The following is a 13,648-nucleotide window of genomic DNA, read 5'->3' as shown; positions in this document are numbered from 1 at the left end:
CGCGCCTGTTAGCCGCGCCAAAAGCGCGGCAAAAACAGCACCAGCACAGTGAAAATCTCGAGGCGACCGACAATCATGCCGGTGGCAATCAGCCATTTTGAAACATCTGAAAGTGGCCCGAAATTGCCCGACGGTCCGATAATGTCGCCCAAGCCCGGCCCCACATTGGAAATGGCAGTGGCCGCGCCGGAAAAGGCCGTCAGGCTGTCCAACCCGGTCAATGACAGCAACAGGGCTAAAATGATGAAAAAGAAGAAATAAAGGAAAATAAAGCTCATCACAGAGGCGGAAACCGTGTCTGAGATGATTTGCCCATTATAGCGCTTCACGAACACGCCAGACGGATAGAGAATTTGCCGAATATGCTGTTTCAAATCCAAGAACAGCACCTGAAACCGGAAGATTTTGATGCCGCAGGAGGTGGACCCCGCACAACCGCCAATAAAGGTGATGATGAAAAACAACGTCACTGAAATGCCGCCCCACGCACCATAATCTGTGGTGGCATAACCCGTGCCGGTCATCACCGAGGTGACCGAGAAGATTGCATGGCGAAACGCCACTTCGCCACGGTCAATTTCATCGACATACTGGACGATAACGGCCACCAAGGTCACTGCAGCCAACACCAGCAAAAAGGCGCGCACTTGGCTGTCGCGCCAAAGGCTGGAAATATTGCCGCGTACCATTTTCACATAGATCAAAAACGGCAACGCCCCCAATATCATAAAGGCCACCGCGATATAATCGATCATGGCAGAGCCATAACTATCGATGGAGCCATCGCGGGTGGAAAAGCCACCTGTGGCCACCGTGGTCATAGAGTGGGAAACGGCATCAAAAAGTGACATGCCTGCCGCCCAATAGCTGACAGCGCAAACGAAAGTGAGGGCAATATAAATCGTTGTCATGTTGGACGCGATTTGCGCGGCGCGGGGCAAAATTTTCTCTGCTGTGTCGAAGGCTTCGGCCTTAAACATCTGCATGCCCCCGATTTGCAGCATCGGCAAAACAGCAACGGCCATCACGATAATCCCCAACCCGCCGAACCATTGCAGCAGGCTGCGCCAAAGCAAAATGCCGGGAGGTAGATTGTCGAGGCCGGAAATGACGGTTGCACCTGTCGTGGTCAGGCCCGACATGGATTCAAAAAATGCGTCCGTATAGCTGAGATTTATCCCGGCCCAATAAAAGGGCAGGGCGCCAAAAACGGCCAGCACCACCCAGATAATGGCGGTCATAAAAAACGCCTGCCGCGCATTCAGGCTTTGGTCATAGCCGAAGGAAGCCGCCCAGGTGCCTGCGCCCAAAAGGGTGGTGATCAGGCCCGACGTGACAAAAACGATCCAGTCATCATTGCCCACCAGCGCGTCGGCAATGGCAGGCAAAAACATCGAGCAGCCCAAGATCGCGGTCAGCACACCAATGATCATCAAAATCGGACGAAATTCCATAAATGTGCAGATCCCGGATGGTTGCCGACTCTTTTCGTGTTGCCACGATGCTATATCATAACATTCTGCTCACAAACATGTGCAGCATGTTCTCAACCCTTGAGTGATAGTTTAGTTTGCTTTGCAAGTGAAGCCTTGTACCGCTGGAAGCGGCACCTGAAGGCACAATAACCGACGGCGAAGGACAATTTATGCTTGATGGCCAAATGCGCAAATGGATCGATCCGCCGCTCAATTTTGTTGGCCGACAATTGGCGCGGGCGGGCATAAGTGCCAATGGCGTCACCCTTGCGGGCCTTGTGATTGGCCTCATTTCAGCCGTCACGGTGGCCATGGGATACTTCTATGCCGGATTGATTTTGATGCTGTTGTCGCGGGTGATGGACGGTTTAGACGGGGCCGTGGCCCGCGCCACGCAAAAAACCGATTTCGGCGGCTATTTCGACATCACCGCAGATTTTCTGTTCTACGGCGCGTTTCCGCTGGCCTTCATCATCTTCGATCCTGCGCAAAATGGGGTCTGGGGCGCCGTGCTCTTGGTCAGCTTCTATTTTAATGGCGGCACCTTTTTGGGCTACGCCATCCTGGCCGAAAAGCACAAATTGACGACCACCAAGCGCGGAGCAAAGTCGCTTTATTTTTCCACTGGCCTCACCGAGGGCACGGAAACAATCGCCTTCTTCGCCGCGCTTTGCATCTGGCCGCAATATTTCAATGTGCTGGCAGGTCTCTTCGCCGCCGCCGTGTTTTATACGGCAATTGCGCGCATGCTTTTGGCCTACCAGGAATATGGCAATAAGATCACCGAGTGATTTGGCCGTCCCGGCATAGTGCCGGGGCCCTAAATCTGATCCAGTGCAAATTGCAGGTCGCTGAGCAAATCTTCCTCTGCTTCAAGTCCAACAGACAAGCGTAGCAACTTCTCAGAAATCCCCAATTCAGCCCGATCCGCCTCTTCCAACCGTTGGTGGGTGGTGGTCGCTGGGTGCGTGATGATGCTTTTCGCATCGCCCAAATTGTTGGAGATTTTGATCAGCGCCAAATGGTCCGCCACCGCATAAGCATCGGCCTGTTTGCCTTTGACATCAAAGGCCAACATGTTGGAACCGCCTGTCATTTGCTTTTGCGCCAATTCATACTGCGCGTGGCTTGGGTGCCCGGCATAATAGACCCGCTCCACTTTTGGGTGGTTGGCCAACATGTCCGCAACCGCTGCTGCATTCTGCGCCATTTTTTCAACGCGCAAGCCCAGCGTTTCCAGACCTTTGAGCATCACCCAGGCATTGAACGGGCTCATGGACGGCCCGGTTTGGCGAATGATGGTATGCACATCACCTTCGATGAGCTCTTGATCGCCTACAATGACGCCGCCCAAGCAACGGCCTTGGCCATCAATATGCTTTGTGGCGGAATAAACCACCAGATCAGCGCCCAGCTCTAGCGGGCTTTGATAGATCGGGGTGGCAAACACATTGTCGACGACAAATTTTGCGCCATGGGCCTTGGCGATTTTGCCCACGGCTTCCAAATCCACCAGCTCTATGGTGGGGTTGGTGGGGCTTTCCACAAAAATGGCCTTGGTGTTGTCGCGCATCGCCGCTTCAAAGTTCTTCGGGTCGCGTCCGTCCACCAAAGTTGAGCTCACGCCCCAACGCGGCAAAAAATCTTCCACCACATAGCGGCAGCCGCCAAACAAGGCACGTGAGGCCACCACATGGTCGCCCGCCTGCACAAGGCTCATCAATGCCGTCGTTACCGCGGCCATGCCGGTTGCTGTGCCGCGTGCCGCGTCGCCGCCTTCTAAAAGCGCCATGCGGTTTTGAAACATTTCAACAGTGGGGTTGGAGAACCGCGAATAAATATGGCCTTCCGTATCGCCTTTAAAGCGGAGCCGTGCGGCTTCAGAACTGTCGTAGGTAAAGCCAGAGGTCAGATATAGCGCCTCTGAGGTTTCTCCGTGATGGCTCCGATCTGTGCCCCCGTGCACCATGCGCGTCGCAGGGCTTTGCTTCTTGGGGTCCAACAGAGGGTTTTTGCTTTGCGCCATCTTATAATTCTCCAAACAAAAAAGCCGACCCAAATGGCCGGCATACGCGGTCGCCTTAGCAAGTTGATTTAGGGAAGTTCCCAAGGTGGCTGCAAGCAGACCGGCCAAATGACCACCGAATTATGTGATCTAATGCCAATTGTGGCTTGGCGTCAATGTTTAACATTGCTAACAACAAATGGTCTGCAAAAGAATGTAATGGGTAAGTCAAGTAAATGACGTCAGCAACCGGTATCTATTCCGCCCGCATGATCAATCAAATGCATCAAGATGGCGCCATTATTTCTGCGCAGCCTTTCGATGCGGATCAGGTGCAGCCCGCCAGTCTCGATTTGCGCTTGGGCACAATTGCATATCGCGTCCGCGCCAGCTTCTTGCCGGGGCCAAAAACCTCGGTGATGAAGCGGATTGAAGATCTCAAACTGCATCAGATCAATCTTGGCGACGGCGCAGTGCTGGAACGCGGCTGCGTCTATATCGTGCCGCTGATGGAAGAGCTGGCTTTGCCGAAGGGCGTCAGCGCCACCACCAACCCTAAAAGCTCCACCGGCCGCTTGGACATATTCACCCGCGTCATCACTGATGAGGGCCGCGCGTTCGACACAGTGCCCACAGGCTATAAGGGCAAGCTCTATCTCGAAATCAGCCCGCGCACATTCCCCGCGCTGGTGCGCCAAGGCTCACGCCTCAGCCAAATCCGTTTCCGCTCCGGCGATAGCCGTTTGAGCGTGGCCGAGCACAAAGAATTGCATGCCAAAGAAACCCTGGTATTTGATGATGACGCAATTGTCGAACAGGGCGTGTCCCTTTCAATTGACCTTCTTGGCACTGATCGCGGCGGATTGATCGGCTATCGTTCAAAGCGCCACACTGCCGTTGTCGATGTGGACAAAAAAGCCGCGCTCGACATTCTCGATTTTTGGGAACCCTTGCATGATCGCGGCACCGGCGAGCTGATCCTCGACCCGGACGAGTTCTACATTCTCGTGTCGCGCGAAGCGGTGCATGTGCCACCAGATTATGCCGCCGAGATGGTGCCGTTCGACCCGCTTGTTGGCGAGTTCCGCGTGCATTATGCCGGCTTTTTCGATCCCGGCTTCGGCCATGCCGGCGCTGCAGGTGCGGGCAGCCGTGCCGTTCTGGAAGTGCGTTCACGCGAAGTGCCATTTTTGGTGGAACACGGCCAAACCATCGGCCGCCTGGTTTATGAGCGCATGGCAGAACGCCCTGATAATCTTTATGGCGCGGACCTTGGCTCAAACTACCAGGGCCAGCACCTAAAATTGTCCAAACACTTTAAGCAGAACTAGGTTTCTTGCTGGGGTCGCCTACTTGATCGGCGTGCCGTCAAGGCGCGTATAGTCACTCTTGCCGCCTTCGCGATGTAGGGTCAGATCATGATCGGGATAATGCACCTTATCCTTTTCGCGATTTGCGCTGACAATCAAAAAGCTGGCGTCCGCATCAGACCGATTGTGCAAGCAATGTCCAACCGGGCTACCCGCCTTCCACGCCGCGCAGTCGCCCGCCCGCAAAACAGTCTCTTCATCCTCAACCAACACCAGTTCACCCGATAGTATCAGCAAGAACTCATCTTCGGTTTCATGCCAATGTCGATGAGACGAGGCAGAGCCGGGCGGCAATTTTTCCATGCGCACGCCCAACCCGGACATGCCCATGGCCTTGCTCAGCGCCTTGTCGGCATAGGGGCCATCATATTGCCCGGTTAGTGGATGGGGTTGGCCATCATGTTCAGTCCAACCCGGCAGTTCAATCTTCGGCATTTTTACCGCTTTAACTTCACGCCAGTGCCATAAGCGAGGATTTCTGCCGCGCCATCAGTAATCATGGAAGTGGTAAAGTTCACCCCGATAATCGCATCAGCACCAAGGCTTTCGGCGTGAGCGACCATACGATCATAAGCTTGCTCGCGGGCCTCGGCCATCAGTTTGGTATATTCACCCACTTCGCCGCCCACCAAATTGCGTAAGGCGGCAACGATGTCAGTGCCAATATGTTTGGCGCGTATGGTGTTGCCCCGCACAATGCCGATGGTTTCACTAATCTCGCCTTCGGGTACAGTTAGTCCTGTCGTCACAATCACTTATCACTACTCCTGAATATTATCTTCGTAATATTTATCTTCTTTGTTGTTCAACTTGTCGGAAATGATGCGCGACAAAATGTAGATAGCAATCGCGAGCAAGATAAAGAACGGCCAAAGCGGCACACCCGATGAAAAAATGCCAAACGCCATCACGCCGACATAAATACCCGCCGCCACAATCACAATCGCCAGGGCGATCTTATCGAGGGACATGTAACCTCTCCTTTTTTGCCACCGCGCTTCACGCGCAGCGCACAGCTTAAAGGTAGGTGCTGGCCGCCGGGTTTTCAATTAGATTTAAATAGATGCGAACAAAGTTCATTCGCCTTGCGCCAGTGTTCTGGCGAAGTGGAGCGGGGCCAATAGAGAATTGCTCGCCCTGCATTAGCCGTGAAAAGCTCCATCCTGAATGTCCATACAGTTGGAACTGTTCAGAATGACCACGGCCCATGAATATCAAGCGCCGTGGCATCAGATTGTTGTGTTGCGCCTATTGGTCGGCCGGTAAGCCGGTGTCAGGGTTTGGTTCGTTATCAACCGTGCCACCGCCGGTAAGGTATTGTCCGGACGCATATTTTCCCAAATTACCAAAACCACCATCATTTGTGTGTGGTCCGGGCGAACGGCTTGGCAAAACGCCATTGCCTTTGCCGCTTGGATTGGATGTGTTGCCCATGAAGCCCGACGAAATGGCTTCTCCCACTGTGTCGGTGCCATAAACTTCGTCAGCTCCTGAAACGCCCTGCGCGTAGCCTGCAGACGCCGATAGAGCGAAGATCGCCGCGAGTGTCAGAATGCGCATGCTTGGTCTCCTTCCATTTCCCCTTTGTTCAGCATTCAGCTTATGAATGCCGAGTTCAGGCCGAGTGTAGGGATGCCGCGGAGAGGGTGTCAAGTTTGCCCGGGCAGCAGCGCGGGGACAACGGGCGTAGTCCAAATCAGCACCACTCCCCATGGGGGTGAAGGGCTTAAGGGGCGACCTTCCACTTTTGGCACCTAAACAGGGCTGGGGCGGCCCAGCCCGAAACCTTTAGGTTTCGCCCTCGCGGAGGTTAGGCGCGCAGCGCCGCTCAACCGTGAGCGAGAACCAACTACTTCCCCCGCAACTGCGAGATCGTCGCCGTCGGTGAAATCGCCTCAGCCGAGGTCTTGATATGAATAATCGCTGGCTTGCCGCTTTCCCGTGCTCGTTCAAACGCGAGTGGGAACTGGTCGGTGTGCTCAACCGTCTCACCATGGCCGCCCATAGCGCGAGCCCATGCGGCAAAATCTGGGTTCACCAAATCCGTTGCGGAAATGCGCTCTGGATAATGTTTTTCCTGGTGCATGCGGATGGTGCCGTAAATGCCATTGTCGATCACCAACACAATGATGTTGGCGCCAAACTGAGCGGCGGCGGCAAATTCTTGCCCGGTCATTTGGAAACAGCCATCGCCTGCAAAGCAAATCACATCCCGCTCCGGGTGCCGCAATTTGCCGGCGATGGAGGCAGGTACGCCATAGCCCATCGACCCGGAGGTCGGGGCCAGTTGGGTGCCATAGCGCTGGAAACGCCAAAAACGGTGCAGCCAAATCGCATAATTGCCCGCGCCATTGCACATAATGGCATCGTTTGAAAGCGCTTCACGCAAATAGGTCATCACGCCGCCCATTTGCACATCGCCGGGCGTTTCCGGCATCGCATCCGTCCAGGCGCGATAAATCTCATTGGCCTTTTTGCCGCGATCCGCTGCGGGCAGGGCATCAATATGATCCACCGCGTCAAAGAAACATTCAGGCGTGGCGTTGATGGAAAGCGTTGGCGTGTAAATCCGCCCCAATTCTTCCGCGCCGGGATGAATATGGATCAAAGTTTTGCCCGGATTGGGCATGCCCAAAAGCGTAAAGTTCTGGCTCGGATTTTCCGAAAAACGAGCGCCTAGCAAAATCAGGCAATCCGATTGCTCGATCTGTTCTTTCAGCGCCGGGTTGATCCCCAAGCCCACATCGCCCGCATAGTGGCTGTCAGTGTGGTCAAACAATTGCTGCCGCCGGAATGAACAACCCACCGGAATGTCGTGCTTATGCGCAAAGGCTTTCAACTGCGCCACAGATTGCTCTGTCCACCGCGAGCCACCGGCCACGATGAAAGGGCGCTCTGCCGTGCGCAGCAGCTCTTCAAACCGCGCCGCGGCTTTCAGGCTCGGGGCAGGCTCCGCCACTTCGATGTAGGGGCAAACGGGCACGTCCACTTCGTCCCGCAACATGTCTTCCGGCAGTGCCAAAACCACGGGACCAGGGCGACCAGACATGGCAATGTGATAGGCGTGGGCAATCACTTCGGGAATGCGCGCCGCATCGTCGATTTCTTCCACCCATTTGGCCAAATCGCCAAAGGTTTGCCGATAATCCACTTCCTGAAACGCCTCGCGGCCTTTCATGGCGCGGCCAATTTGACCCACAAATAAAATCATCGGCGTGCTGTCTTGCTTGGCGATATGCACGCCCGCAGCGGCGTTGGTGGCGCCCGGTCCGCGGGTCACCATGCAAATGCCGGGGCGGCCCAGCATCTTGCCATCCGCTTCCGCCATAATCGCCGCGCCGCCTTCATGGCGCGAGGTCACCACGTCGATATTGCTGTCATGCAGCCCGTCAAGCACCGCCAAATAGCTTTCGCCCGGCACGCAGAACACGCGGTCCACCTCCTGCGCTTCAAGGCATTTCACCAAAATTTCGCCGCCGGTCATTTTTGCCATTTGTATGTGCTCTTTAATTATCGTTGAGAGCTTTAAGCTCGTTCAAAATCTCTTGGGTGTGCTCGCCCACCTTGGGAGAAGGACGATCAAAGGTTAGCGTCGCATCCGAGAATTGGATCGGCGTGCGCACGCCCGGCACACCATCAAAATCTAGCGCCATTTTCCGCGCCAAAACCTGCGGATCGGCAAACACTTCATCAATCGTGTTGATCGGTCCGGCCGGCACATTCGCCGCGTGCAGCGCATCCAGCAGTTTCAGCTTCTCCCACTTTTGGAACTCGGCTTCCAAAAGCGCCGTCAGCTCAAGTCGATGCGCCACGCGGGCACCATTGGTGGCGAAACGCTCGTCATCTGCAATCTGTTCCATGCCCAAAAGCTGCGCCAAATGGCGGAATTGGCTGTCATTACCCACCGTCAGAATGATGTGACCATCTTTCACGGGCAGCACCTGATAGGGGCAGATATTGGGGTGGCTATTGCCCAACCGTGTGGGGGCCGTGCCGCTGGCGAGATAGTTCATCGCTTGGTTGGCCAAAACGCCCACCATGCTGTCCAAAAGCGCCATGTCCACCTGCTGACCCAGCCCCGTGCGCTCACGTTGCCATAGGGCCGCTTGAATGCCGATCGTGGCATAAAGGCCAGTGATGATGTCCGCCAGCGCTGTGCCGATTTTTTGCGGCTGTCCGTCCGGCTCGCCGGTGATGGACATCATGCCCGACATGCCCTGCACGATAAAATCATAGCCGGGCTGCGGGGCATAAGGCCCATTCTGGCCAAATCCGGTGATGGAGCAATAAATCAGGCGTGGATTAATCGCCTTCAGGCTTTCATAATCCAGTCCATATTTTTGCAATCCGTTGAGCTTGAAATTCTCCACCAACACGTCTGACTGCTTGACCAATTGGCGAACAGTTTCAAGGTCATCCGCATCCTTAAAGTTCAACGCGATCGAGCGTTTGCCCCGGTTACAAGAATGGAAATAGGCAGCGCTCTTATCATCGCCGCGTTCAATCCATGGGGGTCCCCAGGTGCGGGTATCGTCGCCATTGGGCGATTCCACCTTGATCACGTCTGCGCCCAAATCCGCAAGGGTTTGGCCAACCCAGGGGCCGGCCAATACCCGTGCCAATTCAAGCACTTTTAAACCTTTAAGTGGTTGCTCTTGCATTGATAATACCTTGTTGCCCGGGCTTAAAAGAAGGCCTGCAAGCCAGTTTGCGCACGGCCCAAAATCAGAGCGTGCACATCGGCTGTGCCCTCATATGTGTTCACCGTTTCAAGGTTGATCATGTGGCGGATAACGTCAAATTCATCCGAAATGCCGTTCCCGCCATGCATGTCGCGGGCCATCCGCGCAATGTCCAACGCTTTCACGCAATTGTTGCGCTTCATCAGCGAGATCATTTCCGGCGCAGCCTTCGCTTCATTCATCAAGCGACCCACCCGCAGCGAGCCTTGCAGCCCGAGCGTAATGTCGGTCATCATGTTGGCCAGCTTCATTTGGAACAATTGCATCTGTGCCAATGGCTTGCCAAATTGCTTGCGCTCCTGGCCATAGCGGTTGGCTGCGTGCCAGCAGGCTTCCGCCGCGCCCATCGCGCCCCAGCTGATGCCATAACGCGCCCGGTTCAAGCAGCCAAATGGACCCTTAAGCCCTTCCACATGGGGCAGCAGCGCGTCTTCGCCCACTTCCACATTGTCCATCACAATTTCACCAGTGATCGAGGCGCGCAAAGATAATTTGCCGCCAACTTTCGGCGCGCTCAAACCCTTCATGCCTTTTTCCAGCACAAAGCCTTTGATCTTGCCGTCATGGGCTTCTGATTTCGCCCACACCACAAAAACGTCGGCAATCGGGCTGTTGGAAATCCACATCTTTGTGCCATTCAGCACATAGCCATTTTCGGTCTTTTTGGCGCGGGTCAACATGGCGCCGGGGTCAGAACCGGCATCCGGCTCGGTCAGGCCGAAGCAGCCGATCAAGCTACCATCAATCAGGCCGGGCAAATATTTCTGCCGCTGCTCTTCGGTGCCATAGGCATAGATTGGATAAATCACCAAGGAGCTTTGCACAGACATCATCGAGCGATAGCCGCTGTCCACGCGCTCAACTTCCCGCGCGATCAGGCCATAGGCCACATAGCCCAAATCCGCCCCGCCATATTCTTCCGGAATGGTTGAGCCCAAAAGCCCCATTTCGCCGAACTCTTTGAAAAGGTTCGGATCGGTCTTTTCCTCATTATAGGCTTCGCGCACACGCGGGCGCAGCTTCTCGTCGGCGAAGGCGCGGGCCGTGTCCACCACCATGCGCTCTTCATCGGTCAGCTGGTCGTCCAGCAAAAACGGGTCTTCCCATTTGAACGAGCTGAGATTGGGGCGGTCTTTATCCCGAATTTTGGGGCGATCTGCAGTCATCGGCTTATCCTTCTCCTAATGTGAGTGCGCTGTTGGGGCCGATATCCTCCTCGATATCCCATTCGATGGCCCATTGCACCTAACAAGGTGATATTTATGAGTTTGAGGCATTAAACGCTTTAAGATTGAAGGATTGAAGCGATAAATAGGTATAAGTTCATGCATATGGCGCATGAACACATTGTTTTAACTTAATTCAAGTTTATCTGTCCGCTTTGCGCCGCCATTTTCGTTGAAATGCGTGATCCGATCGAAATCGTTATGGAACGATCATCGCGCTCATCTGTTTTTCTCATGAAGACAAATTATTGCTGAGCCGCGCGAAATTTTCCGCCCTTGCGGTGATGCGGCAGCAAATCTGACCACCATAAATATTTAAGGAGATTGCGATGCCTAAGCTGACCGAATCTAAAATTCTAATTATGGCGACCCATGGCTTTGAGCAATCAGAATTGTTCACGCCGCTTGAAAAATTGAAAGAAGCGGGGGCCACCGTGCATGTCGCCACACCAGATGGCGAAGCCATCAAAGGCTGGAATCAGGCGGATTGGGGCGAGTCTGTAAATGCGGATTTGAAGATCGAAGACGTGAATGTTGATGATTATATCGCATTGGTGCTGCCCGGCGGTCAAATCAACCCCGACCTGTTGCGGGTTGATGAAATAGCCGTCAGCAAAATCCGCGAGTTTGTGAAAAACGACAAAATCATTGCCGCCATCTGCCATGCGCCATGGCTGCTCATTGAAGCAGGCGTCGTGGAAGGTCGTGAAATGACGTCATATCCATCCATCCGCACCGATTTGAAAAATGCTGGCGCACATGTGGTGGATAAGGAAGTGGCCATTTCCAACGGCATCATCACTTCACGCAACCCAAATGATTTGGATGCATTCGTGGCCAAAATCATTGAAGAGGTGCGCGAAGGTGAACACCAGCGCAAAGTCGCATAATCAAACAAAGCGCCCCCGACCATCGGTTGGGGGCAGCCTTTTAAGCGTTCAGCTGGTAGATGTCTGTGTCCAAGCCATCTTCATCCTTGGTCTTGGCAAAAAGCTCAAAGCCCAATTTCTTTAATAGGCTGATCGAACGGCTATTTTCTGGGTCCACACTCGCATGTAGGGGCCAAATCTGATAGCGGCCTCGCGCCGCCTCCACCAGACCTTGCACAATTTCCGTGCCCAACCCTTTGCCCCATTCTGCCTCAGAGAGGCCATAGATAATCTCAGTTTCCTGTTCCGGCGGCTGCACATAGCCCGCCCAGCCAATCAGGTCGTTTTGTCCCTTATAGACAATCGCCCCAGTGCCAAATCCATTTATTTCAATGTTTTTGCGCGACCGGTCGATCCACAACCTGACCTGGTCTGATGACAAAGGCTGCCCATTGCCCACATATTGATAAACCTGCTCGTCACTTTGCAGCGCCAGCAAGTCCTCAAAATCCGACGCTTCAAACGGGCGACAGATCAGGTGTTCGGTTTCAAACAGAATGTCGGGCAGGGTCATATCAAATCTCGCGTAATCAGACACCTCCACTGTTGTATGCGCTGTTGTCCAAGGCGTAAAGCGCATTTGACTTCGGAATCCAGAGCGGCATCAGCACCTGTCCTAAAAAGACCGGTCCATCCCCGCGGCTTCATACATATCCTGCACCACCTGCATAATTATCCGTGGTGCGTTGCCGCCGGTGGCGGCGGGGGTGCCAGTGCGAATGGCGTTCAACACGGCCTCAAGCTGATGGTCATAAGTGGTGCCGGCGCCCATCGTGTAGCGGCGGTAAATCCCATCTATTTCGGTTTCGATATAATGTCCATTATGCGGCAGGATCGGGTTATCGACATAGATCCGACCCTTGTCACCCACCAGGTCCAGAAAGGCGCGCTGTTCCACTTCCTCGGCCATATTGCAGCCCAGCTCCGCCACCACATCACCAAAGCGCACCTTGGCACTCAGGCTTTCATCCACACCGGTGGGCGTAAGTGTGGCGCTGGCCTCCAAAACTTCAGGCGTGCCACGCAACAATGATGTGGCCCAATGTACGGGATAGCAGCCCAAATCCATAAGTGCGCCGCCGCCCATTTCTTTGGTGTGGCGAAAGGGGCTGGCCTCGAAAGGGATGGCCACATCAAACTGGGCGCGAAAACTGCGCACGGTGCCAACGCTGCCGCCTTGCACCAGTCGCATCACTTCCTGCAACACAGGGTGATAATGGTCGTGAAATGCTTCGATCAGAAATCTGCCGCTCTTCGCGCCGGTTTCAAGCATTTTGTCGGTCTCCGCCACATTCAGCGCGAATGGCTTTTCCACCAGCACATGTTTGCCCGCCTCAAGCGCCTTGCAGCTTAAATCCATATGACGGGAAGGGATCAGCGCATTGTAAATCAAGTCGATATCATCCCGATTGATCAGCGCCTCATAGCCTTCCATCGCTTCCGCAAACCCATGTTTGCGCGCATATTCCTGCGCTTTCCCAAGATCGCGCGCGGCCACCGCCACCAGTTCCACATCATCGCGCCGACGCGCCGGTTCAATCAGCGCGGCTATGGCGATATTGGCGGCGCCCAGCAGGCCAACACGGATTTTGGAGTCAGATCTAGACATAATTCGCCTCTCAAATTAAATAAGTTTTCCCAACTTACCCTTTCACGCCGCGAGCGCAAGCCCTGGCCTTAAACTGGCGTCTTGCCATTTCAATTTCACTTGACGCCATCGCCAAACCACGGCATATCGAAGCTTATCTCTCGCGGGTGTAGCTCAATGGTAGAGCAGCAGCTTCCCAAGCTGACGACGAGGGTTCGATTCCCTTCACCCGCTCCATATTCCTGTTGAATTATGCATATAAAACAATAGCTTATATTGAGAAATTCAATTCTAATTTTGATTTGGCTCCATT

The 13,648-nt window shown here is 54.4% G+C and carries 14 protein-coding genes, 1 tRNA gene and 1 riboswitch; of the genes, 4 read left to right on the top strand and 11 right to left on the bottom strand.

Features of this window, described 5'->3' with window-relative positions; translation table 11 throughout:
- Positions 1-8 precede the first annotated feature (8 nt).
- Positions 9-1,454: a TrkH family potassium uptake protein gene (locus tag G549_RS0103580; protein WP_027833871.1), complete on the bottom strand. Its 1,446-nt coding sequence runs from the start codon at positions 1,452-1,454 to the stop codon at positions 9-11.
- A gap of 191 nt (positions 1,455-1,645) precedes the next feature.
- Between G549_RS0103580 and G549_RS0103575 the strand changes: the two genes are divergently transcribed.
- Positions 1,646-2,266 (top strand): CDP-alcohol phosphatidyltransferase family protein, encoded by a 621-nt coding sequence (locus G549_RS0103575; protein WP_027833870.1) that lies wholly within the window; start codon positions 1,646-1,648, stop codon positions 2,264-2,266.
- Between the two features lie 29 nt (positions 2,267-2,295).
- Here the strand turns inward: G549_RS0103575 and metZ are convergent, their stop codons facing one another.
- A complete protein-coding gene (gene metZ / locus G549_RS0103570; protein WP_027833869.1) occupies positions 2,296-3,501 on the bottom strand; it encodes an O-succinylhomoserine sulfhydrylase in 1,206 nt (401 codons plus the stop codon).
- Positions 3,502-3,549: 48 nt separating this feature from the next.
- A riboswitch (SAM riboswitch) is annotated at positions 3,550-3,627 on the bottom strand.
- A gap of 89 nt (positions 3,628-3,716) precedes the next feature.
- On the opposite strand from metZ, the gene G549_RS0103565 reads away from it, so the two are divergent.
- Entirely contained in the window at positions 3,717-4,811 is a 1,095-nt protein-coding gene (locus G549_RS0103565; protein WP_027833868.1) for a 2'-deoxycytidine 5'-triphosphate deaminase, read from the top strand.
- Between the two features lie 18 nt (positions 4,812-4,829).
- Here G549_RS0103565 and G549_RS0103560 read toward each other — a convergent pair whose 3' ends face one another.
- From G549_RS0103560 to G549_RS0103530, 7 genes are all read right to left on the bottom strand, one after another.
- Entirely contained in the window at positions 4,830-5,285 is a 456-nt protein-coding gene (locus G549_RS0103560; RefSeq protein ID WP_027833867.1) for a cupin domain-containing protein, read from the bottom strand.
- Between the two features lie 2 nt (positions 5,286-5,287).
- Positions 5,288-5,605: a YbjQ family protein gene (locus G549_RS0103555; RefSeq protein WP_027833866.1), complete on the bottom strand. Its 318-nt coding sequence runs from the start codon at positions 5,603-5,605 to the stop codon at positions 5,288-5,290.
- Positions 5,606-5,611: 6 nt separating this feature from the next.
- Entirely contained in the window at positions 5,612-5,821 is a 210-nt protein-coding gene (locus tag G549_RS0103550) for a hypothetical protein (RefSeq protein WP_027833865.1), read from the bottom strand.
- A 277-nt stretch (positions 5,822-6,098) separates the two neighbouring features.
- Positions 6,099-6,410, bottom strand: a complete 312-nt coding sequence (locus G549_RS0103545) for a hypothetical protein (protein WP_027833864.1) — start codon at positions 6,408-6,410, stop codon at positions 6,099-6,101.
- Between the two features lie 289 nt (positions 6,411-6,699).
- Entirely contained in the window at positions 6,700-8,343 is a 1,644-nt protein-coding gene (locus tag G549_RS0103540) for a thiamine pyrophosphate-binding protein (RefSeq protein ID WP_027833863.1), read from the bottom strand.
- A gap of 13 nt (positions 8,344-8,356) precedes the next feature.
- A complete protein-coding gene (locus G549_RS0103535; protein ID WP_027833862.1) occupies positions 8,357-9,511 on the bottom strand; it encodes a CaiB/BaiF CoA transferase family protein in 1,155 nt (384 codons plus the stop codon).
- Between the two features lie 23 nt (positions 9,512-9,534).
- Positions 9,535-10,758 carry an acyl-CoA dehydrogenase gene (locus G549_RS0103530; protein ID WP_027833861.1) on the bottom strand — a complete coding sequence of 408 codons (1,224 nt, stop codon included), beginning with the start codon at positions 10,756-10,758 and terminating at the stop codon, positions 9,535-9,537.
- Between the two features lie 389 nt (positions 10,759-11,147).
- On the opposite strand from G549_RS0103530, the gene G549_RS0103525 reads away from it, so the two are divergent.
- Positions 11,148-11,708: a type 1 glutamine amidotransferase domain-containing protein gene (locus G549_RS0103525; protein WP_027833860.1), complete on the top strand. Its 561-nt coding sequence runs from the start codon at positions 11,148-11,150 to the stop codon at positions 11,706-11,708.
- Positions 11,709-11,748: 40 nt separating this feature from the next.
- On the opposite strand, the gene G549_RS0103520 is transcribed toward G549_RS0103525, so the two are convergent.
- Entirely contained in the window at positions 11,749-12,285 is a 537-nt protein-coding gene (locus tag G549_RS0103520) for a GNAT family N-acetyltransferase (protein WP_169449600.1), read from the bottom strand.
- 78 nt (positions 12,286-12,363) lie between these two features.
- Entirely contained in the window at positions 12,364-13,356 is a 993-nt protein-coding gene (locus G549_RS0103515; protein WP_036220926.1) for a Gfo/Idh/MocA family protein, read from the bottom strand.
- A gap of 142 nt (positions 13,357-13,498) precedes the next feature.
- Between G549_RS0103515 and G549_RS0103510 the strand changes: the two genes are divergently transcribed.
- Positions 13,499-13,572 (top strand) — tRNA-Gly (locus G549_RS0103510).
- The last annotated feature ends 76 nt before the right edge of the window (positions 13,573-13,648 follow it).

Origin of the sequence: Maritalea myrionectae DSM 19524, assembly GCF_000423365.1 — a bacterium.
GTDB lineage: Bacteria > Pseudomonadota > Alphaproteobacteria > Rhizobiales > Devosiaceae > Maritalea > Maritalea myrionectae.
Note: the sequence above shows the minus strand (reverse complement) of the source record. Positions and strands in the feature narration are given on the sequence as shown.

Excerpts from the sequence above, each read along its gene's own strand:
- G549_RS0103580 (WP_027833871.1), bottom strand. The coding sequence starts at position 1,454 with ATGGAATTTCGTCCGATTTTGATGATCATTGGTGTGCTGACCGCGATC.
- G549_RS0103575 (WP_027833870.1), top strand. The coding sequence starts at position 1,646 with ATGCTTGATGGCCAAATGCGCAAATGGATCGATCCGCCGCTCAATTTT.
- metZ (WP_027833869.1), bottom strand. The coding sequence starts at position 3,501 with ATGGCGCAAAGCAAAAACCCTCTGTTGGACCCCAAGAAGCAAAGCCCT.
- G549_RS0103565 (WP_027833868.1), top strand. The coding sequence starts at position 3,717 with ATGACGTCAGCAACCGGTATCTATTCCGCCCGCATGATCAATCAAATG.
- G549_RS0103560 (WP_027833867.1), bottom strand. The coding sequence starts at position 5,285 with ATGCCGAAGATTGAACTGCCGGGTTGGACTGAACATGATGGCCAACCC.
- G549_RS0103550 (WP_027833865.1), bottom strand. The coding sequence starts at position 5,821 with ATGTCCCTCGATAAGATCGCCCTGGCGATTGTGATTGTGGCGGCGGGT.
- G549_RS0103545 (WP_027833864.1), bottom strand. The coding sequence starts at position 6,410 with ATGCGCATTCTGACACTCGCGGCGATCTTCGCTCTATCGGCGTCTGCA.
- G549_RS0103540 (WP_027833863.1), bottom strand. The coding sequence starts at position 8,343 with ATGGCAAAAATGACCGGCGGCGAAATTTTGGTGAAATGCCTTGAAGCG.
- G549_RS0103535 (WP_027833862.1), bottom strand. The coding sequence starts at position 9,511 with ATGCAAGAGCAACCACTTAAAGGTTTAAAAGTGCTTGAATTGGCACGG.
- G549_RS0103530 (WP_027833861.1), bottom strand. The coding sequence starts at position 10,758 with ATGACTGCAGATCGCCCCAAAATTCGGGATAAAGACCGCCCCAATCTC.
- G549_RS0103525 (WP_027833860.1), top strand. The coding sequence starts at position 11,148 with ATGCCTAAGCTGACCGAATCTAAAATTCTAATTATGGCGACCCATGGC.
- G549_RS0103515 (WP_036220926.1), bottom strand. The coding sequence starts at position 13,356 with ATGTCTAGATCTGACTCCAAAATCCGTGTTGGCCTGCTGGGCGCCGCC.